The following is a 26265-nucleotide window of genomic DNA, read 5'->3' as shown; positions in this document are numbered from 1 at the left end:
AATGGAACAAATTGTAATTAATATTATTGATACACACACAAATTATACAGCTGTTGAGAAATTCACCGAAACCGGAGCGCCAATATTAACGTACTCCGGTGGTGAAGCTCGGTTTGCAAGTATAATGAGTTCAAAGTTTTCGTTTAATATTTTAAATGAAACTGCAGAAGATGGTAAGTTTTTAGATTTGCTAACAGGTGAAGAGCGCAGGTTTTTAATTGAAATTAGAAATGTAACTTATTTAAGTAATGCAATTGATAAAGATGCAGGGCTTATTTGGCGAGGTTTTTTACTACCCGACATTTACAGCGAACCTTACGAAAACGGATGTTTTTTTGTAGGATTTACAGCAACCGATGGATTAGATGTGTTAAAAACAAAACCTTTTTTATTTTACAAAACAAACACGGTTATCGATTACATTGTAAAATGCTTGTGGGAAACAGGTTTGCATCAAGAAATTTACTTTGCGCCTGCAGTTGAAAACGCTTTTCATAGTTGGGATAAAATTCAATTATTTGATGAATGTTTTACAAAATTCAACGAAGATAAAAACAGTTTTGATTTTACAAATTGTTTCGAAGTTTTAGACCAAATTTTAACCGCAATTGGTGCAACCTTATATCAAAACAATGGTAAATGGTTTATTACTGGTTTTAACCGCAAAGCAAATAGTTTAGACGAATACAGTGTTTACAGCTGTTTTGGGAATTTTTTACGCAAAGAACAGGTTTTAAAACCGTTAAAAAAACCATTGTTTAATACAGGTGTAAACATAAGTATTACACCGCCAAACAAAAGTGTTCAATTAAATGTGTCGTATCAGCAAAATGAAAACGTAGCAGATTTTACAAAATATGTACACAACGATTCGCTTACAAATGAAGAATATGTTACGTGCACAACAAATGATTCTGTATCAAGCATTTCACCTTTTAATCTTTGGAAAAAAAGTGGAGCATGTAAAATTTGGTTGTATCAAGAAAATGATATGTCTGTGTTAAAAATTAATAACGAATCAAATGTTCACGACCCTAACGAATTACCGGTTTACCAGAAAAAACCACCTTTTTTTCTAACTGTTAGTAAAATTTACGGTCCGCCACATGATTTTGAAAACGATTATATCGAATTAAAATCTGAAAATACAGTGTATTTATCGCCGCAAGTTGAAGGTAAATATTTGAATTTAGATATTGATTTTGAATTTAAAATTTTTAACACAAAAATAAACAACGATATTTTCGATCAAGATTTTTACAGACAAGCGGTTCGTGTTGATGTTATGATAGGAAATTCAACTATTTTCTCAACAAGGTCAGAAAGCTTAGTTTATAGTTCTGAAGATGTTAGAATGCACTTAAAAGCAGAAGAACTAGGTCCATCATACATGTGGTATACAGCACCTTATAACCCTCTTTTTGGACCTAAATATGTGTTACCAAGATTTATAACAACACGATGCCTTGTGGCGGAAGTTTCAAAAAATAATTTAAAAGTTTCAGATTTAGGAAAACTAAACGTGCGTATTTATTTACCTAGAAATGGAGATTCTCGATATTGGCCTTTTGATCATCACGTTTCAGAAATTACAATTACAAAATTAGAAATTAAAGTTAAAGGTTGGGAAGATGAAAAGTTTGTGTTAAACCGCGAAATTCGATACACAACAAAACACCAAACCGAATTAAGTTTTGCCGATGGAAAAAACGATTTATACTTAAATCTATTTAAAATTAACGATCGCGAAAGCTACCCTGCAACATTTAACGAAATTACCTTATTCAATAGCACACCAACACAAGATGTCTTGTATTATTATTTTGAAATTCCAGGTATTTATGGCGATTATGTAACCAGCCGTTACAGCTCGTTAAAATTATACAACGGTCAAAATTGGTTTTACGCGCATTTTATTTTTGGTTTATTAAATATTGAAAGTGGTATTGAATTTACAGCCAATAAAATTAGAATTTCAAAAGCACGTATTGACGAATTTCCGCACATGCGAACTTTTTTAAACGGAATTTCAAAAATTACCGTTGGGCAAACTATTTTAAAAAGCGCTGGATCTTTAAATGGAATAAGTACAACCGTTCCTGCAGAACAATACTTGTCTTGGAAACGTTGGGGCAATACAACACCCGAGCGTTATTTAACAACATACGCTAAAATGATACACGAATGCACCGCTGTGCAAGCCGTGACTATAGAAGGTACTGCGTTAGATATTATATACCCAAACAATATTGTTGAGTTTAATTTTTTAGGACCCAAAAAATTCATTCCTACTTCCCTATCAATCGATTTTTCAAACGGAAAAACAAAAGCAACTTTAGTTGAAGATATTAACCAAACAAATTCAGATTATGCAACAACCTAAATACCAAATTTGGTTAAAAATACCAAGTTACACCATAAACAATGTAAATAGTTTTTACGTTACACCTGGTTATGTTTTAAGTGGATATGTTAAATAATTTAAAACTGTAATTATGCCTTTAGTCTTAAGAAATATAAAGCAAACCGAGCTAACCTGGACCGAGCTCGATGATAATTTTGTGTATTTAGAAAATAAAATTAACGATGTTGAAAACCAAACCGTTAGCAATGATATTGTAAAAGTAACTGCACAAAGTTTTTTACCCGAACAACAAGCCCAGGGGCGCGCTAATCTTGGAGCCGCATCAGTTGAATCGGTTGAAGATTTAAACGAACGTTTAGAATTTGTAGAATTAATTTACAACCTAACCGAAGCAACTTTTACACACGAAATCACACAAAACGATGTAGATCACACAACAACTTTTACAGTACAATTGCCAAACACACCAATACCATCTACTTACAATTTATTGTTTATACAGGGCGGATTTGTAAATCCAACAAAATATACAATTGTAGGCGATGTGTTAAGTTTTGAAAAAGCCGATGTGTACAATTTAGTAGTTGGTAAATTAATAACCCTTATATACAAGTATTAACATGGCCGATTTCTCATTTTTTAAAGAACAAATGGGTTTTCCTATTGTTGGTAGTATAACAGGCCCCCAAGTTAACAACACCGATCCCGAAAACCCCATTTTACCCGAGTTCGCCCTGCCCGACGGTTCCAACACCGTGGGCGGACTTTGGTTTATTGATAAAATTTTAAGCGACAATTTACCAGTGTATAAAAAAGTATTCGAAGTGCTTGCAACCAAAGCACTTGAATACGGAAATATTGAAATTAACACACACCGCTTTATTGTTGAAACTGCCAATGGGCTAAAACTAAAAGTAGGTAATAACGAGTACACCCTTTGGAACCAAGGCAATTTTAACCCGGATAACAAAGCAAATATAGATGGTTCTAATGTTGTAGCACTATCAACTTGGAACATAATTTCCGAAAAGGTAAATAATATAGCCGATACACCATTGTCAAACATTAATTCAATATCTACTTTAAGCAGTAATTTAGATAGTGTATTCGGCAGAGCGACTAACGGTTTTTTATATAAATTCGATGCGACAGCTTTAAGTGACTTTATCGGATTTCAATCCAAAGCAAATATAAATGGTTCTAATGTTGTAGCACTATCAACTTGGAATATTATTGCAGAAAAAGTAATGAATATAGCTGATATGCCAGTTGTGAATGCTAATGGTGTTATGCCTACTTTATCAAGCAATTTAACAGAAGTACTTGGTAGAGCAACTAATGGAGCTTTATATAAATTCGATGCGACAGCTTTAATTTCATTTTTAGGTATAAATACATCATGGAATTTACAGCAAGTTACTAATAATGGAAGATACACAACGTTAAATTTAGGGGCAAAAGGATTACTATCTTCTGATTATCAATCTGATGAAATTTTAATCCCTACAAATGGGATTTATAGTAAGGGGCAAATATCAACAGGCTCTCACGGTACGTCTGCTGATTGGAACGCAAAAGTATCTAATTTGGATAACGCCACAGGCATAGGCTTTGCAAATGGTAGCTTTAGTGGTCTGCCTTATTTCTTTCATCCAACAAACGGACAAAAGTTTTTAGCTACAATTGAGTACATCAACAGCCAAAATTATGCTTCCATAGTTTATGTTGACCAGCAAATTGCTAATATCCCCACACCAGGTAATGGTACTGTTGTGTTGCAAGGTGTTGGTTCAATTACCGGAGCAGTTACCTTTTCGTTAGACCAAAGTAATAACGCAATAGGTACTTTTGATTTAACATCTTCAGAAAAATCAAACATACAAGCGGGTAAAGATGCTTTTAATCAATTACAAAACCTTTTTGGTGGTTTAGATATCCCTTTTAAAAATGTAGATGTATCTGGTGGTGGGTCGGTAGATCCAAAAGGAACCTTTTTTAATTTAATCAACCCTAAAGGGAATAGTGTGGCCGTAACAATAGACGATCACGATGTGCACGGCGCCCGATTGGTATTAAGGGGTACTGGTCCTACATCGGGAACGGTTTCTTACACATTAAATGCAATCAATGATTTATATGATCCAATTAGTATGCCCTTGCAACTTGGCGAAAACACAGGTATTGAATTTACTTGGGACAGTAACGAAGGTGCTTGGGTTATTACAGGAATTTAATTTTTTTAACCAATTCTTTAATATTTTAATTTTTAAACAAACATGAAAAAAGCGTTACATGGCGATTTGTCCGAAGTATGGTATGTACTTTTAATTATGATTATGGTAATAATTCTAGTGCTACTAGCCGTAGGTTTAGATTTGTACTACGGCAAAAAAAAGAGTAAAGAACTAGGTATTTACAAAACCCACAGCTGGGGCTTGCGTAAAACAAGCGAAAAAGCAACCTGGTACGGTGTTTTTTTAATGTTCATGGTATTTGCCGATGTACTGGTAATACTGTTGTTAGAATACTTTGGGCGGGTTTTGTTTCCATTCTTAACCGTTGCGGGCGGTATTGCCTTAATTTATACCGAATTTATTTCCGTTCGTGAAAAAGTGGAAGATAAAATGCGTAAAAAAGTAGATGAATCTGCTATTGAACTGGTGCATTTAATTAAGAACAACAAAGAGATTTTAGAACAATTAATCGAGAAAAAAAGAAAACGATGAATCAGCAGCTAATTAACACAATAAAAGAACATTCAAAGGTAAATCGTGTTCCTTTTGAAGTAATGATGGCCATAATCGAGGTTGAAACACCTGGTTACGGATTCGATAAAAACACAGGTAAACTATTAATTCAGTTTGAACCAAGTTGGTATCGCAAATTAGAACCTTATGCACCATCGGGCGCGTGGAGTGTGAATAAGGTCGATGTGCAAAGTAAAGAATGGATTGCCTTTAATTCTGCATTTGCAATTGATGCCGAAAGTGCCATGAAAGCCACAAGTATAGGTTTGCCACAAATTATGGGCTTTCATTATAAACGATTAGGTTACAAAACAGTTGGCGATATGTGGAACGATTTTAAAAAAGGCGAACACCAACAAGTAATGGCTTTATTTAGATTTATTTTAACCGATAAAAACCTGCTACAATCGGTACGTACAAAAAACTTTCACATGATAGCCTATATTTACAACGGAGCCAAATACAAAGAAATGGCCAAAAAATGGAAGCGCGAGCCTTACAACATATCTTTAGAAAAGTCGGCCAAAAAATGGGAATTTAAAAAAATGTAGTATGAAAAAAATACAGCTATTACTCACCCTATTGTTAATAGCCACAATAGGGGCCTGCAAAACCAAAAAAAGCACAACCACTTTTAAAGCAACAGCAACCGAAAACGTTTCAATAGTTGATAATTCAACCGTTCGGGAAAACCAAACAGTTGAAGAAACACAAGATGTTTCCAAAACCGAAACAGTTACCGATAAATCATTCATTGAAGCCTGGAGTAGTTTTGAAAGCGATAAAATTACAATAACCGAAAAAAACGGAACAGTAACAGAAATTACAAAACCGCGCATCAACAAAAAAACATCAAAGAGCAATGAAGTAAACCAAAGCAATCAAATAGCTATCAAAAAAGAAAAAGCAACAGAAATCAACAAAAACCAACAAAAAAATGTTGCTGTATCAAATAACCGTCAATTAAAAACCAATTTACAAAACAAAAACACCAGTAAACCTAAAGAACCTATTTGGTTGTGGATAGTCGGCTGTTGTACAGTTAGCGGTTTAGGTTATTTAATTTTAAAACGATTTAAATTTGTTTAATTAAAAGAAAGGAGAAACTTATCTATTGAGCGATGCAGAAATGTGTCGCTTTTTTTTTATGTCCTTTTTTACATGATTAGAAAAAATACCTTTTATTTGTAAAAAAAGATTTAAAACAAATAAAAAGTCCGATAAAAGTCCAATACAAAAACCAACAACTAAACCCAATATCTTGATTTACAAGTTTTTAAATCTTTTTAATATAATGATTAAAAATCATGTTACAAATGTATAAAGTTTTTATTAATGATAAACCACTTTTTTTAACTAGTGAGTTACAAAAAGAAGCTGATTTCAAATATTTTTTGCTTAACACCATTGATTTGCAAAAATTAATTGCCCAATATTTTGATGGAAGTGTAAACAATGCTTTTTTATACCACCCTAACAAAAACCAATTATTAAAAATTTTTAAAGATAAAATTACTATAAACAAAGCAGGTGGTGGTTTGGTTGAAAATGAAAATGGTGAAATTTTATTTATTTTTAGAAACGGAAAATGGGATTTACCTAAAGGTGGAACTGAAAAAAACGAAACAATGGAAGAAACAGCCATGCGTGAAGTTGAAGAAGAAACAGGCTGTAAAAACTTAAAAATCACCAATAAACTTCAAAAAACCTACCATATTTTTAAACGCAATGGTGAATATCGCTTAAAAATAACAAATTGGTATGCTATGCAAACTAATTTTACTGGCGATTTATTTGCACAAGCCGAAGAGGGTATTGAAAAGGTTGTTTGGGTAAATAAAAATGATGTTTCTACATTATTACAAAATTCATATATGAATATTAAATTGTTGTTTAACGAAAATTGTAAACAGTTAAACACAACGGTAAAAACAGAAAAAGGAGTTTATTAATAAACTCCTTTTTTTATTCTTCCATTTTAGACGAAAGTTCAAACCAACGTTCTTCTTTTGCGTCTAAATTTTCAATTATTTTTTGTAATTCGGTACCTTTTGTAATTAAATCGCTTTCTGGAATGCTGCCGTTAGAAAAACTTTCTTCTAACTGCTTTTTTTGATATTCTAAATCTTTTATTTCACGTTCAATTTTAGAAAACTCTTTTTGTTCATTAAAACTTAGTCCCGATTTTTTAGGTTGATTATCTTTCCAATTAGTCTTTTCTTTAGGAGAATCGTCTTTTATTGGTTCTATAGAATCCTCATAAACTCTAAAATCTGAATAATTTCCTGGAAAATCTTCAATTTCACCTTCGCCTCTAAAAACAAATAAGTGATCAACAATTTTATCCATAAAATAACGATCGTGCGACACTACCAATAAGCAACCTGGATAATCTAACAAAAAGTTTTCTAATACATTTAAGGTTACAATATCTAAATCATTGGTAGGCTCATCTAATATTAAAAAATTAGGATTTTGTATTAAAACAGTACACAAATACAAGCGCTTTAATTCACCACCGCTTAATTTTTCAACAAAATCGTGTTGTTTTTTTCTATCGAATAAAAAACGTTCAAGCAATTGTCCTGCCGATATACTTCTCCCTTTTGTTAGCGGAATGTATTCGCCAAATTCTTTAATAATATCAATAACTTTTTGCTCAGGTTTAGGATTAATACCACTTTGCGTATAATACCCAACTTTAATAGTTTCGCCAATAACAACTTTGCCCGAATTTGGTTGTAAAGTTTGTGTAAGTATGTTTAAAAAGGTTGATTTTCCTGTTCCGTTTTTACCAATTATACCTATACGTTCGCCGCGATTAAATAAATAATCAAAGTTTTTTAAAATAATTTTATCGTTAAAAGATAACGATACATTATGCATTTCAATAACTTTTGACCCCATGCGCTCCATGTTAATCTCTAGTTCTAACTGGTGTTCTTTACGACGTGAATGGGCTTTTTCTTTAATTACATAAAAATCATCTTGACGAGATTTCGACTTGGTTGTTCGCGCTTTTGGCTGACGACGCATCCAATCTAATTCTTTCACAAAAAGGTTTTTAGCTTTATCTATAGATGCGTTTTCAGATGCAATTCGTTCTTCTTTCTTTTGTAAATAATACGAATAATTGCCTTTGTATTGATAAATTTTTCCGTTGTCTAATTCAATAATCTCATTACAAACACGTTCCAGAAAAAAACGGTCGTGAGTAACCATGAACAAAGTAATATTTTCTTTAGCAAAATAATCTTCTAACCATTCAATCATTTCTAAATCAAGGTGGTTAGTAGGTTCGTCTAAAATCAACAAATCGGGTTTATTAATTAAAACAATAGCCAAAGCCAAGCGTTTGCGCTGCCCACCTGATAGATTTTTAACCTTAAGCTTTAAATCTTCTAACTTTAATTTAAAAAGAATTTGTTTGTATTGGGTTTCAAAATCCCAAGCGTTGTGAATTTCCATTTGTTCAAACGCTTTTTGATATTCTTCCTGATCATCAATATTTTCTAATGCTTTTTCGTAGCGTTCAATAATTTTTAAAACATCGTTATCCGATGCAAAAATGCTTTCTTCAATAGTTAATTCATCTTGTAAATCGGGATCTTGAGATAAAAATTCCATTCGGATACCTTTACGAATAACCACCTGTCCGGTATCAGGAAAATCTAATCCATTAATGATACTCAAAATTGTTGATTTTCCCGTTCCGTTTTTAGCAACAAAGGCTATTTTTTGATCTTTATTAATTCCAAACGAAACACCTTCGAACAATGTGCGTGCCCCGAAAGATTTTGATATATTTTCTACTGAAAGATAATTCATGATTTTCATATTGATGTGCAAAAATACGGTTTTAACTATAAACTTTTTCAATAAACGTTAATTGATGCAAATTTCATATAAAAAAACAAACCTCTTGATTTTCAAGAGGTTTGTAACTTAATATATTATAAAATTACATATTACGGCGGTATTGCCCACCTACTTTAAATAAAGCGTCTGTAATTTGTCCTAACGAACATACTTTAGTTGCATCCATTAATGCTTCAAAAATATTTTTATTTTGAATTGCAGCTTCCTGAATTCTAGCTAATTCCGATCCAGCCTCGCTTGCTTTTGCAGCATGAAGATTTTCTTTTGTGTGTATCTGGAATTGTTTTTCTTCTTCAGTTGCACGAATTACTTCGGCAGGAACAACTGTTTTTGAACCTGTTGAACTTAAAAACGTATTTACCCCAATTATAGGAAAATCGCCATTGTGTTTAAGTGTTTCGTAATACAACGATTCTTCTTGAATTTTTGAACGTTGGTACATAGTTTCCATAGCACCTAAAACACCCCCACGTTCTGTAATTCTATCAAATTCAGACAAAACAGCTTCTTCAACTAAATCAGTTAATTCTTCAATAATAAATGAACCTTGAATTGGGTTTTCGTTCTTAGCCAATCCTAACTCTTTATTTATAATTAACTGAATTGCCATTGCTCTACGCACTGATTCTTCGGTAGGTGTTGTAATAGCCTCATCGTACGCATTGGTGTGTAATGAGTTACAGTTGTCGTAAATTGCATACAATGCTTGTAAAGTTGTACGTATATCGTTAAAATCAATTTCTTGGGCGTGTAACGATCTACCAGATGTTTGAATATGATATTTTAACATTTGCGCACGTTCATTTGCTCCGTATTTTTGCTTTAATGCTTTTGCCCAAATTCTACGAGCCACACGACCTATTACTGAATATTCTGGATCGATTCCATTTGAGAAAAAGAACGACAAGTTTGGACCAAACGCATTGATATCCATACCGCGCGACAAGTAATATTCTACATACGTAAAACCATTTGCTAATGTAAATGCCAATTGAGTTACTGGATTAGCACCTGCTTCGGCAATATGATAACCCGAAATAGATACCGAATAAAAATTACGTACGTTTTTATTGATAAAATATTCTTGAACATCACCCATTAAGCGCAATGCAAATTCAGTTGAAAAAATACAGGTATTTTGTGCTTGATCTTCTTTTAAAATATCGGCTTGTACTGTACCACGAACTTGTGAAAGCGTATTTTTCTTAATTTCAGCATATACATCAGCAGGTAAAACCTGATCGCCTGTTACCCCTAAAAGCATTAAACCTAAGCCATTGTTTCCTTCTGGTAAATCGCCATTATAACGCGGGCGGTTTAATCCTTTATCTTCGTAAATGGCTTTAATTTTAGCTTCAACTTCTGCTTCTAAACCGTTTTCTATGATGTATTTTTCACAGTTTTGATCAATTGCTGCATTCATAAAAAAGCCTAACAACATAGGTGCGGGCCCATTAATGGTCATTGAAACTGATGTTGCAGCATGTGATAAATCAAAGCCTGAATACAATTTCTTAGCATCGTCTAAACAACAAATTGAAACACCTGCGTTACCAATTTTTCCGTAAATATCTGGTCTGTGCCCTGGGTCGTTTCCGTATAAAGTTACTGAATCAAACGCTGTTGATAAACGTTTTGCAGGCATACCTTTAGATACATAGTGAAAACGACGGTTGGTACGTTCTGGTCCACCTTCACCAGCAAACATACGCGTTGGATCTTCTCCTTCACGTTTAAAAGGATACAAGCCCGATGTAAAAGGAAACTCACCTGGTACATTTTCTTGTAAAACCCAACGTAAAATATCGCCCCAAGCTTCGTATTTAGGTAAAGCTATTTTTGGAATTTGTAAATGCGACAATGATTCAGAATGCGTTTGAATTTTGATTTCTTTATCGCGAACTTTAAATGAATAAACTGGGTTTTTGTATTTATTAACTTTATCGTTCCAAGTTGTTATAACTTCCCAATTATACGGATCTAAATCGCGTTTTAACTTATCAAATTCAGCCAATAAAACCTTTGCTAGTTCTGCATTTTCAGCACCTACAATTTCAATTCCATGTTGAGTAATGTTTGGTAACTTACCCGAAATTGTTTCAATGGTTTTGTAAATTGCATATAATTTTTGAGCAACTTCTTTTTGTGAAACTGCCTTAGCATCATACCCACGATTGTTTTCGGCAATTTCTGATAAATAACGTGTTCTACTTGGTGGAATTACAAATATTTTTTCAGACATTTCTTTTGTAATTTCGAATGTAGATTGTAAATCTGCTCCTGTTTTCTCAACTACTTTATCGATAATTGATTTATATAATTGATTTGTTCCAGGATCATTAAATTGCGATGCAATGGTTCCAAAAACAGGCATATCATCAGGGTTTGTGTCCCATAAATTATGATTGCGTTGGTATTGTTTTTTCACGTCGCGTAAAGCATCTAACGCACCTCGCTTATCAAACTTGTTGATGGCTACAATATCGGCAAAATCTAACATATCAATTTTTTCCAACTGCGTAGCTGCACCAAATTCAGGTGTCATGATGTACAACGAAGCGTCGGAATGATCTAATATTTCGGTATCTGATTGCCCAATTCCCGATGTTTCTAATATAATTAAATCGTATTGGGCTGCTTTTAGCACTTGAATAGCTTCTTCAACATATTTAGATAATGCTAAATTTGATTGACGAGTTGCTAATGAACGCATGTAAACACGTGAATTATTTATTGAATTCATGCGGATACGATCACCTAACAAGGCTCCACCTGTTTTCTTTTTAGATGGATCTACCGATACTAATGCTATGTTTTTATTAGGAAAATCGATTAAAAATCTACGAACAATTTCATCAACCATTGACGATTTTCCTGCTCCACCAGTACCCGTAATACCTAATACTGGCGCTGTTTTATTTTCAACTTTTTCAAAATCAAAAGCTTTTAAAAAGTCTTCCTCACGATTTTCTGCTAACGAAATTAATCGCGAAATAGTTGTAATATCTTTATCTTTTAATGATTGGTACACATCTTTCCCTTTTGGTAGTTCTAAAGAACCTGTTGGAAAATCAGCTTTTTCAACCATATCGTTAATCATACCTTGTAATCCTAATTCCCTTCCATCATCTGGAGAATAAATACGTGTAATACCATAATCCATTAATTCATTTATTTCGGTTGGTAGTATTACGCCGCCGCCGCCGCCAACAATTTTAATATGCCCTGCCCCTTTTTCGTTAAGCAAATCATACATGTATTTAAAGTATTCGTTATGACCACCTTGATACGATGTCATGGCTATTGCATTTGCATCTTCTTGAATTGCTGTATTAACAACATCTTCAACCGATTTATCGTGACCTAAATGAATTACTTCGCAACCTGTAGCCTGTATTATTCGGCGCATTATGTTAATTGCAGCATCGTGCCCATCAAATAAAGCAGCTGCTGTTACTATGCGTACTTTGTTTTTTGGCGTGTATATTTTTTGTTCCATTATTGATTTAATTTCGACCTTGCAAGTTACATCTTTTAACTTTTATTTAAAATAGATATTTTACAAAAAATGAAACAAATAAAAAAAGGAAGCGTTTTGCTTCCTTTTTTTATTTGTTTCATTATCAGCCTTATCGTTTTAAAGAGAAGTGTCCTGATACTTCTTTGTTTAATCCTGTTTTTGGATCTACATATTCTGCTTTGAACCAGTAATCACTTGATGGTAGTGGATTGCCATTAAACGTTCCATCCCATCCTGGTCCTGATGGACTTAACTGTTTGATTAACTTTCCAAAGCGATCAAATACATATACTTTTGCATTTGGTTGGTTTTTCAACGACCAAATGTTCCAAGTATCGTTGTAACCGTCGTTGTTTGGTGTAAAGTATTTTGGATAATCCATTACTGTTACTACTTTACTTGCCTCACACATTTCGCCTTCTATACGTACATAAACAGTGTGTTCTCCTGGTGTTACATCTAAGAATATGTTCGACTCTTGCCATGGACCGTTATCTAGTTTGTATTCTAATACAACACCTGGACCTGCATAAGCCATTACTTCTATTGCATTGGTATCGCCAAAACTATCGGTTACTTTCACTTCGTCTATCGTTACACTTGGCGATTCATTTACAACTGCTGAACGGGTTGTTGTACATCCGTTTGGCCCGGTTACTACTACCGTGTAAGTACCTCCGCGTTTTACAAACAATCTGCTGCCTCCGTTTAATACATCGGCTACATCAGGGGTTAATGCTACTCCGTTTCTGGTCCATACCATTGTGTAACCTGTACCTTCTGCTACACCTGTTTCTAAATAATGTCCACTTATTATTGACCATTCATCGCGGTATTCGTAACATACAATACCATCTACTAATGGTTTTACAACTGGTGCATCTTTTAAGCGTACTGTAAAAGTTACAGTTGCTGTACATAATAAGTTTGGATTCGCATTCTTAACTATTGCTCTTAATACTTCACCATGGAATACTTGTGCACTTGTTTTGTTTGGTATTAATGTTCCGTTCCAACGGCGGTATTCTACCACTAAATTTGGTTGTGGTTGGGTACCTATTGCTTCGGCATCTAATCTACTTAAATCTACTAACGATATTCCGTCGTTTACATAATCGGTTTCACAGAATTCTGTATCGGTAATTGCAAATGCGTAAACTGCTTGTTCTATTTGGATAAAGAAACTTGATATATTGAAACATCCGGTGTCTTTATTTTCTACTCGCACCCATATTTCTTGACGATCTAACGTAGTGTTCTCGTAAGTATATGGTATTGGGTTTACGTTGTCTGTTGCATTTTGTAACGATGCATAATATCTAACTATATAATCCGTTGCGTTGGCTCCTGCTAATGCTTCGGCATCTTTGTCGTGTAAGTTAAATTTCGTTGTGCGAGTTGGGTTATCCATACACGCTAGTAATGCCGTCATTGGTCCTACTTTTGGTATTGGATTCACTATTAAATCTAACGGTACTACGGTATAACATCTTTCATTAGTGTCGGTAAAACCGTTTTCTACACGTACATAAACGCGTGAACTTTGACTAAAGAAATTTGTAGGGTTTGGTATAAAACTTATATCTGCTGGCCCTACATGTGCTCCTACTTCTGATGCGTAATATCCGTATGTATAATTTCCGTAATTACTGATATTTGCTTCAGCATCGCGTAAATTAAATGTTGCCATTCCTGTTCCTATTGCATCTTCACACGCTTCTAATGGTGTTGGCGCTGGGTTTGGTTCTGGTAAAGGTAATACACGTACGGTTAAAGTTGCAATGCTTTTACAGCCGTATTGATTTTCTACTGCTATGTAAATTGTTTGTGGATTTACTGTGTTGTAGAATTTCGTTGGATCTACTATTTTGTTAAAGCCGTTTTGTGCTGATTGTAAACTTAAATAGTAGCTTATTGTTGCTCCAAATGGTGGTTGACCGCCAAATAAATCGTATTCGCGAATGGTTAAATTAAACTCGCGCGAACCATCGTTTGGTAAATCGGTATCACATAAAACAATTGGTAATGGTTGTTTTAATACCAATGGTACATTTACTTCTATTTGGAAACTCATCACGCGTGAACAACCTCCTGGTTTTGATGTATCCTCTATACGCACCCAAATAGTTTGTGGGTTGGTTGTATTTTGGAATTGTGTTGGGGTTACAATCCAATTAGTGTTGCTATCTGCCGACGCTTGCGTGGTATAATAACGTATTTGGTATGTTCCTTGCGTTGTTTGTGCAGCTAATAACGCTGCGTTTTGTAAGGTTAAATCAAAAAACGTTGAACCATCTTGTTTATCTCCTAAAACATCACAAGTTGTTAGTTTTGGTAAACTTGCTGGTAATTTTGGTGGAACTACTAATTGGAACGAGATTGGGTACACTGAAAAACAGCCTGAGGTTGCATCATTAATACGAATCCAGATAGTTGAATTTCCTGGTGTAAGGTTGTTGTATGCTACCGGATTAGCAATGTTGTTCACATTATTCATCGCGTCACTTTGTGTTTCAAAAAACTGGAAACCGTAGTTTTGACCTGTTGCATCTACTAAGGCTTTTCCGTATAAATAGATGTTTATGGTTCCAAAACCTGTATCGCTACATATTACATATGGCCTACTTGGTAAGGTAATTACAGGATTGGCTTTTACTACCAATGTTAACGTACTTACTACAAAACATCCTGTACTTGGGTTATACACACGTACAAATATTGTTTGTACGTTTGCCGATACGTTTTGATATTGATCTGCTAACGGGTTAATGCCGGTTTGAGCATCGGTATTCGTGTAATGGAAACTTACATCTACACCTTGTTGCGTACCTATGATACCTGCTTTTAAACTTGCTAAATCAAATATCTCAAATCCGTTACCGTCTGTATCACATGCGTAAACCGATGGTAATGGGTTAGCTACAGTTGGCATTGCTACCAATAATAAATCAATTCTGCTTATTACAAAACAACCTGTGGTGTTATCTGTTACGCGTACATAAACCACACGTGATACATTGGTTGAAAAACTTGATGTATTTCCTATAGCTCCTGTATTTGCCATAGCTGCATTTGCAGTTAAGTGATAAGTAACGGTATAATTTGCAGCATTTAAACCAGACATCATATCAGTTTCTTTACTGCGTAAGTTGATTAATTCTACATCATCATTATTTATATCACATACTTTTAAATTACGAATATCGGTAATTTTAGGAACTTTATTAACAATTAAAGTCAATGGTACAACATTGTAGCAACTAGAGTTGGTAAAACCTACACGTACATAAATTGTTTGTTGGTCTTTTACTTTGTTGATATACGCTCCTGTGTTTTTTATAATGTTTACGTTTGCTGCTGCATCTGCCTGTGTTTCGTGGAATGTTACCGTTGAATTAGCTGGCATTGGATTTCCTGCTATTAAAACACGAGTTACATCTAAATTAAATTCACCAAAACCATCGTTGTTTAAATCACAATACGTTAAGGGTGCTAAAGTATTTGCTACCGGTGTGTTTATGATTTGTAATTGTAATGGTACTACTACAAAACAATCGCCATCTAAATTACGTACTCGTACATAAATGGTTCCTGCTGCTGCTGTGTAACTTGTTGGCAACATTAATGAAGTATTACCTACTAATGCATCTTGTTGCGTTGCATAAAACTCTAATCCTACACCTAATGATTTTACTGGGATAGTATTATAAGCTAAATTTAAATCGAATGTTGCCAAACCACTTGTTCCTATTTCACAAGCTGTTACTGGTAAAATGGTACTTTGTATTAATGGCAATAAATTGCGGTATAAATAAAATGAGGTTACTCCAAATGCTAATGGATTATTGGTATCGGTTACACGTACCCAAATACGTTCTCCATCAACTCCATTGTAAGTAGCTAAATTGCCACTTGGTATTGGGTTTACACCGGTATCTGCATCGGGTTTACTTAAGTGGTAAGTAACCGCAAAACCTACTGCATTGTTATAAACTACTGGTGTTTGTACTGTTAAATCAAAAGTTTGTACGCTTGCTCCTTCACAAATTGACAAATCTGGTAATGGATTTAAAGTTAAGGCACAGTTGATAAAATCTATTGTAAACGAACTTATAAACGGACATGGATTATTCAATTCATATGCGCGAACCCAAATAGTACGTGGTACATTGGCATTATTTGCTAAATTGTATAAGTCTGATATTTTATTAGTATCGTTTTCTGCATCTAACTTTGTTAAATAGAAATTATACAAAATGTTTGGATTCGTAGTTACGCCTACTACAGCATCTTTTAAATCGATACGTGTGGTTGTACCTGTAGTTGGACAAACAGCTAAATTCTTAGGTGCTAGTATATTTACATATTCATAAAACTCTACTCGTACTGGTTCTGACTCAAAATAACAAGCTATATTAGGCACAAAAGCTCTAACATTGTAATCACCTGTTTCAGTAACAACTAAAGTTTGACCAGTTTGACCAGGAATTTTAATTCCATCTTTAAACCATTCAAATGTAAATAAATTAGGATTTAAACCCGCATTAAAAGTATAACTATCGCCTACACATAAACCATTACCATCGGCAATTAATACTGGGTTACCTAAATCTAAGTTACCTAAATTAAAACTTCCACCTTCAATAAAAACTGCAGAATCTACACCAGCATCACCCCTATCTTGTATCACCATTTTAATGTGATATTTTGTAAAAGGAACAACTGGCGACTGGGCAGTCATTTTTTTTGTTTGTCCATTAAAATTAATAGCGTTAGTTGTACTTGTACTATTAAAACTATCAAAATATTGGGCATTTACAGATGCACAACCTCCATTATGAGCTGCATCTCTAATGGTTACTACCGAAATTGGATCGGTTGTATTTGGAACTAAAGCTAAATTTGTAGTAGTGTTTGAAACTGTATTTGTTAAAAAAAATGCAAAAGCATCAGAATAATTACATTGATAGGTACCATATTCTTCAGAAGCAAATATAAAATTGAATTTAATCTCCGATGTAAATGGCACAAAATCAAACTCTAATATGGTAGCATTATGGTATGTATCATTGTTTCCTAACACATTATTCATATAGGTAGTTAACTGTAAATCGTCAGGCCAAGAATTTTGAGTACCTGTACTTGATCCACCGTTTAAACCCCTTGGACCAGGAGCATCATCTGCCTTACCTGTTGAAAGAATAATACCATCGGCCATATCAAGTGATGGATTGGAATTTTGAAAATAACCAATACCATTTGACTTATCACCTGTTGGAAAACTACTCCCTGTTGACCAACTTACATTTGTAATTTGTGCACACGGAGTTTTAATCAAAACGTCTTTAACCAACTGTTCAGCTGTATAAGCCGTTGTGCTTACTGTTATCGGTTGGCTATAACCAAAAATAGACAGGAATAGCAGTAATACTACCCAATGACTATTTATTCTTAAAAATAGTTTCTTTTGCATATTTAAAAGTTCAGTTTCTAAAAATTGAAATATAAAAATAGTTTATTTTAATATTTTATGCAATATACACTTTATGATTTAATTTTTTACAAAAAATGAAACAAATAAAAAAAGGAAGCGTTTTGCTTCCTTTTTTTATTTGTTTCATTATCAGCCTTATCGTTTTAAAGAGAAGTGTCCTGATACTTCTTTGTTTAATCCTGTTTTTGGATCTACATATTCTGCTTTGAACCAGTAATCACTTGATGGTAGCGGATTGCCATTAAACGTTCCATCCCATCCTGGTCCTGATGGACTTAACTGTTTGATTAACTTTCCAAAGCGATCAAATACATAAACTTTTGCATTTGGTTGGTTTTTCAACGACCAAATGTTCCAAGTATCGTTGTAACCGTCGTTGTTTGGTGTAAAGTATTTTGGATAATCCATTACTGTTACTACTTTACTTGCCTCACACATTTCGCCTTCTATACGTACATAAACAGTGTGTTCTCCTGGTGTTACATCTAAGAATATGTTCGACTCTTGCCATGGACCGTTATCTAGTTTGTATTCTAATACAACACCTGGACCTGCATAAGCCATTACTTCTATTGCATTGGTATCGCCAAAACTATCGGTTACTTTCACTTCGTCTATCGTTACACTTGGCGATTCATTTACAACTGCTGAACGGGTTGTTGTACATCCGTTTGGCCCGGTTACTACTACCGTGTAAGTACCTCCGCGTTTTACAAACAATCTGCTGCCTCCGTTTAATACATCGGCTACATCAGGGGTTAATGCTACTCCGTTTCTGGTCCATACCATTGTGTAACCTGTACCTTCTGCTACACCTGTTTCTAAATAATGTCCACTTATTATTGACCATTCATCGCGGTATTCGTAACATACAATACCATCTACTAATGGTTTTACAACTGGTGCATCTTTTAAGCGTACTGTAAAAGTTACAGTTGCTGTACATAATAAGTTTGGATTCGCATTCTTAACTATTGCTCTTAATACTTCACCATGGAATACTTGTGCACTTGTTTTGTTTGGTATTAATGTTCCGTTCCAACGGCGGTATTCTACCACTAAATTTGGTTGTGGTTGGGTACCTATTGCTTCGGCATCTAATCTACTTAAATCTACTAACGATATTCCGTCGTTTACATAATCGGTTTCACAGAATTCTGTATCGGTAATTGCAAATGCGTAAACTGCTTGTTCTATTTGGATAAAGAAACTTGATATATTGAAACATCCGGTGTCTTTATTTTCTACTCGCACCCATATTTCTTGACGATCTAACGTAGTGTTCTCGTAAGTATATGGTATTGGGTTTACGTTGTCTGTTGCATTTTGTAACGATGCATAATATCTAACTATATAATCCGTTGCGTTGGCTCCTGCTAATGCTTCGGCATCTTTGTCGTGTAAGTTAAATTTCGTTGTGCGAGTTGGGTTATCCATACACGCTAGTAATGCCGTCATTGGTCCTACTTTTGGTATTGGATTCACTATTAAATCTAACGGTACTACGGTATAACATCTTTCATTAGTGTCGGTAAAACCGTTTTCTACACGTACATAAACGCGTGAACTTTGACTAAAGAAATTTGTAGGGTTTGGTATAAAACTTAAATCTGATGGCCCTACGTGTGCTCCTACTTCTGATGCGTAATATCCGTATGTATAATTTCCGTAATTACTGATATTTGCTTCAGCATCGCGTAAATTAAACGTTGCCATTCCTGTTCCTATTGCATCTTCACACGCTTCTAATGGTGTTGGCGCTGGGTTTGGTTCTGGTAAAGGTAATACACGTACTGTTAAGGTTGCAATGCTTTTACATCCGTATTGATTTTCTACTGCTATGTAAATTGTTTGTGGATTTACTGTGTTGTAGAATTTCGTTGGATCTACTATTTTGTTAAAGCCGTTTTGTGCTGCTTGTAAACTTAAATAGTAGCTTATTGTTGCTCCAAATGGTGGTTGACCGCCAAATAAATCGTATTCGCGAATGGTTAAATTAAACTCGCGCGAACCATCGTTTGGTAAATCGGTATCACATAAAACAATTGGTAATGGTTGTTTTAATACCAATGGTACATTTACTTCTATTTGGAAACTCATCACGCGTGAACAACCTCCTGGTTTTGATGTATCCTCTATACGCACCCAAATAGTTTGTGGGTTGGTTGTATTTTGGAATTGTGTTGGGGTTACAATCCAATTAGTGTTGCTATCTGCCGACGCTTGCGTGGTATAATAACGTATTTGGTATGCTCCTTGCGTTGTTTGTGCAGCTAATAACGCTGCGTTTTGTAAGGTTAAATCAAAAAACGTTGAACCATCTTGTTTATCTCCTAAAACATCACAAGTTGTTAGTTTTGGTAAACTTGCTGGTAATTTTGGTGGAACTACTAATTGGAACGAGATTGGGTACACTGAAAAACAGCCTGAGGTTGCATCATTAATACGAATCCAGATAGTTGAATTTCCTGGTGTAAGGTTGTTGTATGCTACCGGATTAGCAATGTTGTTCACATTATTCATCGCGTCACTTTGTGTTTCAAAAAACTGGAAACCGTAGTTTTGACCTGTTGCATCTACTAAGGCTTTTCCGTATAAATAGATGTTTATGGTTCCAAAACCTGTATCGCTACATATTACATATGGACTACTTGGTAAAGTAATTACAGGATTAGCTTTTACTACCAATGTTAACGTACTTACTACAAAACATCCTGTACTTGGGTTATACACACGTACAAATATTGTTTGTACGTTTGCCGATACGTTTTGATATTGATCTGCTAATGGATTAATGCCGGTTTGAGCATCGGTATTCGTGTAATGGAAACTTACATCTACACCTTGTTGCGTACCTATGATACCTGCTTTTAAACTTGCTAAATCAAATATCTCAAATCCGTTACCGTCTGTATCACATGCGTAAACCGATGGTAATGGGTTAGCTACAGTTGGCATTGCTACCAATAATAAATCAATTCTACTTATTACAAAACAACCTGTGGTGTTATCTGTTACGCGTACATAAACCACACGTGATACATTGGTTGAAAAACTTGATGTATTTCCTATAGCTCCTGTATTTGCCATAGCTGCATTTGCAGTTAAGTGATAAGTAACGGTATAATTTGCAGCATTTAAACCAGACATCATATCAGTTTCACGACTGCGTAAGTTGATTAATTCTACATCATCATTATTTATGTCACATATCTTTAGATTTATAACTGGATTGATGTTAGGAACTTTATTAACAATTAAAGTCAATGGTACAACATTGTAACAACTAGAGTTAGTAAAACCTACACGTGCATAAACCGTTTGTTGGTTTTTTACTTTATTTATATAAGCACCCGTGTTTGATATTACATTTACGTTTGCTGCTGCATCTGCCTGTGTTTCGTGGAATGTTACCGTTGAATTAGCTGGCATTGGATTTCCTGCTATTAAAACACGAGTTACATCTAAATTAAATTCACCAAAACCATCGTTGTTTAAATCACAATACGTTAAGGGTGCTAAAGTATTTGCTACCGGTGTGTTTATGATTTGTAATTGTAATGGTACTACTACAAAACAATCGCCATCTAAATTACGTACTCTTACATAAATGGTTCCTGCTGCTGCTGTGTAACTTGTTGGCAACATTAATGAAGTATTACCTACTAATGCATCTTGTTGCGTTGCATAAAACTCTAATCCTACACCTAATGATTTTACTGGGATAGTATTATAAGCTAAATTTAAATCGAATGTTGCCAAACCACTTGTTCCTATTTCACAAGCTGTTACTGGTAAAATGGTACTTTGTATTAATGGCAATAAATTGCGGTATAAATAAAATGAGGTTACTCCAAATGCTAATGGATTATTGGTATCGGTTACACGTACCCAAATACGTTCTCCATCAACTCCATTATATGTAGCTAAATTACCACTTGGTATTGGGTTTACACCGGTATCTGCATCGGGTTTACTTAAGTGGTAAGTAACCGCAAAACCTACTGCATTGTTATAAACTACTGGTGTTTGTACTGTTAAATCAAAGGTTTGTACGCTTGCTCCTTCACAAATTGACAAATCTGGCAATGGATTTAACGTTAAGGCACAATTGATAAAATCTATTGTAAACGAACTTATAAACGGACATGGATTATTCAATTCATATGCGCGAACCCAAATAGTACGTGGTACATTGGCATTATTTGCTAAATTGTATAAGTCTGATATTTTATTAGTATCGTTTTCTGCATCTAACTTTGTTAAATAGAAATTATACAAAATATTAGGATTCGTAGTTACGCCTACTACAGCATCTTTTAAATCGATACGTGTGGTTGTACCTGTAGTTGGACAAACAGCTAAATTTTTTGGCGCTAGTATATTTACATACTCATAAAACTCTACTCGTACTGGTTCTGCTTCTAAAATACAGCCCCCAACGTTTGGTATAAATGCTTTAACGTAATAATCACCTGTTTCGGTAACTACTAAATTAGGACCTGTTTTGCCAGGAATTTTAATACCATCTTTAAACCATTCAAATGTAAACAAATTAGCATCTAAACCAGACTTTAAAGTATAACTATCACCTACACACAAACCATTACCATCGGCAATTAGTACTGGTTTACCTAAATCTAAGTTACCAATATCAAAACTACCTGCTTTAAAAAACACAGCACTTGTGTGACTTGTTGTATTACAAAAATCGATAATTGCTAATTTAATACGGTATTTACGACCCGGAATTACATTTGCTACTAAAGATGTCATTGGCACTGTATGACCATTAAGGTTAATAGGTGCAGCTAAATTAGGTACTTGATTTGGTCCTCCACCATAAGCATTGCCAAAGTAAAGTGGATTTACCGATGTACCGCAACCAGCAGTAGCACCAGGATTTGTCTTTGCCTCATCACGAACAGTAGCAATTGAAATTGGATCAGTTGTATTTGGCACTAAAGCTAAATTTTGACCAACACCTGTTGTAGTATCTGTCAACCAAGCTCCAAATAATGCAGCATTTTGACATCTACCCCAACAACCTTGATAACTATTACTACCAAATATATATTCAAAATTAACAGTTGTTTGTAGAGGAATAAAATCAAAATCGATTGTAGCTGAACGAATATCCTGACGTGGTGCACCTGCTGGCCAACCACCTGCATCGTTAATTAAATCGTTCAAATCTTGATCCCCTGTCCAACGGTACTGGTTATTTAAATTACCAGAGTTTTTATTACCAATTGGTCCTTCCATAAAGTATGATTGGTCTGTACTAATAACAATACCATCATCAAACCCAAAGGTACTTCCGTTTCTTTGAAAATAACCCAACGGATAAATTTGTTTAGACCCAGGGCTTCCATCACAATATTGATACTTTACATTGGAAACCAAATCACAAGTAGAACGCACCAAAACGTTCTTAACCAGCTGTTCCGCCGTATAAGTTTCATCAATATCTACATAATTGTACTGCTGGCTAAACCCCAAAAAGCTTGTTACCAAAAACAGTATTAATAAATATTTGTTTCTCATAGTTAGTTAATATAATTTTTTTATGAGTTAAATTAAGCAAATAACACTTACTTTTTAAAGAGCGAAATTTACATAAAATTAAGAAACTATTAAGTTTTTTTTTGAAAAAATTTTGCCAAAATTCAATTTTAACACATTTACAAGCTTATTTAAGCTACTTTAAACATTATATTTTTGCATTAAAACTGTTTATTAAACGCATTTCATTATATTTGCATTCTTAAATTTTTATAAAAAATAAAACTAAAATTTATGTGTAAATCAGACGCATTACACGATGATATAGGTGACAATCACTTTGGCACAAGTGATTATACACCCTTAAGAGCAGATGCTTTTTCAATATCTGATGATCAAAAAATTGAATTGATTAAAAAAGATGTAGAAAGCATTTTAAATACCTTAGGTATGGATTTAACAGACGATAGTTTAAAAGGCACACCTAACCGTGTAGCTAAAATGTTTGTTAAAGAAATTTTTGGTGGATTAAATCCAAACAAAAAACCTTCTTCTTCTACCTTTGATAATAAATATAAGTATAATGAAATGTTAGTTGAAAAAAACATTGTAGTTTATTCAACTTGTGAACACCATTTATTACCAATTGTTGGGCGTGCACACGTAGCTTATATTTCAAACGGCAAAGTAGTTGGCTTATCTAAAATGAACCGTATTGTTGATTACTACGCAAAACGTCCACAAGTACAAGAACGATTAACCATTCAAATTGTTGACGAACTAAAACGCGTTTTAGGAACCGACGATGTTGCTTGCGTAATAGATGCCAAACATTTATGCGTAAACTCAAGAGGAATACGCGATATTGAAAGTTCTACCGTAACAGCAGAATTTAGCGGTACTTTTAAAAATGAATTAACAAGAAAAGAATTTTTAGAATACATTAAGTTAGAAACTAAATTTTAGTCACTAACCTTATATACTTAGTAAAAAAGTTAAACTGTAAACCATGAAATCAAACCTAAAAATATACAACTCGCTCACAGGAGAAAAAGAGCTTTTTACACCTTTACATCAAGATAAAGTTGGTATGTATGTTTGCGGACCAACCGTTTACAGCAATGTGCATTTAGGAAACGTGCGCACATTTCTTTCGTTTGATTTTATTTACCGCAGTCTACAGTATTTAGGTTTTAAAGTTAGATATGTTCGAAACATTACAGATGCCGGGCATTTAACAGACGACGGCGATGTTAACAACGATCGTTTTGTGAAACAATCGCGTTTAGAAAAGCTTGAACCTATGGAAATTGTTCAAAAATATACAGTAGATTTCCATAACGTTTTAAAACTTTTTAACCTATTACCCCCAACAATTGAACCTACCGCAACAGGGCACATTATTGAACAAATAGAACTAACACAAAAGTTAATAGATAAAGGATTTGCTTACGAAAGTAACGGTTCGGTTTATTTTGATGTGTTAGAATACAACAAACGCGGGTTAAATTACGGTGAACTTTCACGAAGAAACATTGAAGAACTTTTTGAAAATACCCGTGATTTAGATGGACAAAATGAAAAGAAAAACCCACAAGATTTTGCATTGTGGAAAAAAGCATCTCCACAACATATCATGCGCTGGTCATCACCTTGGGGCGACGGATTTCCTGGCTGGCATTTAGAATGTACTGCAATGAGCACCAAATACCTAGGCGATCAATTTGATATTCACGGTGGTGGAATGGATTTAAAATTTCCGCATCACGAATGTGAAATCGCTCAAGGAAAAGCTTGTAACGAAACCGCACCTGTACGTTATTGGATGCATGCCAACATGCTAACCATGAACGGGCAACGCATGAGTAAATCAACCGGTAACTACATTTTACCAATGCAGTTAATTACCGGTGAAAACAACTTTTTCGAAAAACCTTTTACACCAAGTGTATTGCGTTTTTGCTTTTTACAAGCACATTACCGCAGTGTTTTAGACATATCAAACGAAGCCATGCTGGCATCAGAAAAAGGTTTTGATCGATTAATGGATGCTATCAAATCACTAAATAGCATCACTGCTTCTACCTCTTCATCTTTCAATGTTTTGGAATGGAAGCAAAAATGTATCGATTCATTATTAGACGATTTTAATAGCCCTATTTTAATTGCAACTATTTTTGAAGCTGTAAAATTCATCAATACATTAAAAGAAAACAAAGCTACCATAACAGCTGCCGATTTAGAGCTTTTAAAAGAAACTTTAAATGCGCTTGTTTTTGATGTTTTAGGTTTATATACCTCAACAAGTAACAACAACGGAAAGTTAGAAGAAGTTGTAAATCTTTTAATTCAAATGCGTAACACCGCACGTGCTAATAAAGATTTTGCACAGTCTGATTTAATTCGCAACCAATTAGCCGCAATTGGTATTGAATTAAAAGATGGAAAAGAAGGAACAACTTTTACGTTATAAATTTCATAAAAAAAGCTACTTAAACAGTAGCTTTTTTTATCTTTGAACTTTATGGAACAGCTAAAAAAAATACTCATTTTTCCATTTGTGGTACTTATACGTTTTTACCAATTGGCAATTTCGCCCTTTACGCCGCCATCGTGTAGGTTTACTCCAACGTGTTCACATTATACGTTACAAGCCTTAAAAAAACATGGCTTGTTTAAAGGCAGTTGGCTTGGTATAAAACGTATTGCTAAATGCCACCCTTGGGGAAAATCGGGGTACGATCCCGTTCCGTAA

14 protein-coding genes are annotated in these 26265 nt (G+C 34.3%); 10 read left to right on the top strand and 4 right to left on the bottom strand.

Going from position 1 to position 26265, the window contains the following annotated elements; all coding sequences use genetic code 11:
- Window position 1: 1 nt before the first annotated feature.
- The 7 genes from P3875_RS04115 to P3875_RS04085 all read left to right on the top strand — a co-directional run bounded on the left by P3875_RS04115 (window position 2) and on the right by P3875_RS04085 (window position 7064).
- A complete protein-coding gene (locus P3875_RS04115) occupies window positions 2-2383 on the top strand; it encodes a hypothetical protein (RefSeq protein ID WP_303445002.1) in 2382 nt (793 codons plus the stop codon).
- 112 nt (window positions 2384-2495) lie between these two features.
- The gene (locus tag P3875_RS04110) at window positions 2496-2984 is read left to right on the top strand and encodes a hypothetical protein (protein ID WP_303445001.1); all 489 of its coding nucleotides are present in this window, start codon (window positions 2496-2498) and stop codon (window positions 2982-2984) included.
- Between the two features lies 1 nt (window position 2985).
- Window positions 2986-4599 carry a hypothetical protein gene (locus P3875_RS04105; protein WP_303445000.1) on the top strand — a complete coding sequence of 538 codons (1614 nt, stop codon included), beginning with the start codon at window positions 2986-2988 and terminating at the stop codon, window positions 4597-4599.
- Between the two features lie 42 nt (window positions 4600-4641).
- Window positions 4642-5091 (top strand): hypothetical protein, encoded by a 450-nt coding sequence (locus P3875_RS04100; protein WP_303444999.1) that lies wholly within the window; start codon window positions 4642-4644, stop codon window positions 5089-5091.
- Window positions 5088-5663 carry an N-acetylmuramidase domain-containing protein gene (locus P3875_RS04095; protein ID WP_303444998.1) on the top strand — a complete coding sequence of 192 codons (576 nt, stop codon included), beginning with the start codon at window positions 5088-5090 and terminating at the stop codon, window positions 5661-5663. The genes P3875_RS04100 and P3875_RS04095 overlap by 4 nt, the downstream gene beginning before the upstream one ends.
- Window position 5664: 1 nt before the next feature.
- On the top strand, window positions 5665-6201 hold the full coding sequence (locus P3875_RS04090) for a hypothetical protein (RefSeq protein ID WP_303444997.1): 537 nt from the start codon (window positions 5665-5667) through the stop codon (window positions 6199-6201).
- A gap of 227 nt (window positions 6202-6428) precedes the next feature.
- A complete protein-coding gene (locus P3875_RS04085; RefSeq protein ID WP_303444996.1) occupies window positions 6429-7064 on the top strand; it encodes an NUDIX hydrolase in 636 nt (211 codons plus the stop codon).
- Window positions 7065-7077: 13 nt separating this feature from the next.
- On the opposite strand, the gene P3875_RS04080 is transcribed toward P3875_RS04085, so the two are convergent.
- The 4 genes from P3875_RS04080 to P3875_RS04065 form a co-directional block, all read right to left on the bottom strand.
- On the bottom strand, window positions 7078-8940 hold the full coding sequence (locus tag P3875_RS04080) for an ABC-F family ATP-binding cassette domain-containing protein (protein ID WP_303444995.1): 1863 nt from the start codon (window positions 8938-8940) through the stop codon (window positions 7078-7080).
- Window positions 8941-9073: 133 nt separating this feature from the next.
- Complete coding sequence (locus tag P3875_RS04075; protein ID WP_303444994.1) at window positions 9074-12490, bottom strand: methylmalonyl-CoA mutase family protein; 3417 nt, start codon at window positions 12488-12490, stop codon at window positions 9074-9076.
- A gap of 130 nt (window positions 12491-12620) precedes the next feature.
- A complete protein-coding gene (locus P3875_RS04070) occupies window positions 12621-17984 on the bottom strand; it encodes a T9SS type B sorting domain-containing protein (protein WP_303444993.1) in 5364 nt (1787 codons plus the stop codon).
- 156 nt (window positions 17985-18140) lie between these two features.
- Window positions 18141-23552, bottom strand: a complete 5412-nt coding sequence (locus P3875_RS04065; protein WP_303444992.1) for a T9SS type B sorting domain-containing protein — start codon at window positions 23550-23552, stop codon at window positions 18141-18143.
- A gap of 252 nt (window positions 23553-23804) precedes the next feature.
- Between P3875_RS04065 and folE the strand changes: the two genes are divergently transcribed.
- The 3 genes from folE to yidD are packed head-to-tail and all read left to right on the top strand — an operon-like array spanning window position 23805 to window position 26265.
- Window positions 23805-24476 carry a GTP cyclohydrolase I FolE gene (gene folE, locus P3875_RS04060; protein WP_303444991.1) on the top strand — a complete coding sequence of 224 codons (672 nt, stop codon included), beginning with the start codon at window positions 23805-23807 and terminating at the stop codon, window positions 24474-24476.
- Between the two features lie 43 nt (window positions 24477-24519).
- Window positions 24520-25983, top strand: coding sequence for a cysteine--tRNA ligase (cysS, locus tag P3875_RS04055; protein WP_303444990.1), 1464 nt, complete (start codon window positions 24520-24522; stop codon window positions 25981-25983).
- Between the two features lie 51 nt (window positions 25984-26034).
- Window positions 26035-26265, top strand: coding sequence for a membrane protein insertion efficiency factor YidD (gene yidD / locus P3875_RS04050; protein WP_303444989.1), 231 nt, complete (start codon window positions 26035-26037; stop codon window positions 26263-26265).

It is taken from the genome of Myroides sp. JBRI-B21084, from assembly GCF_030545015.1.
GTDB lineage: Bacteria > Bacteroidota > Bacteroidia > Flavobacteriales > Flavobacteriaceae > Flavobacterium.
This window is presented reverse-complemented; position numbering and strand designations above follow the sequence as displayed.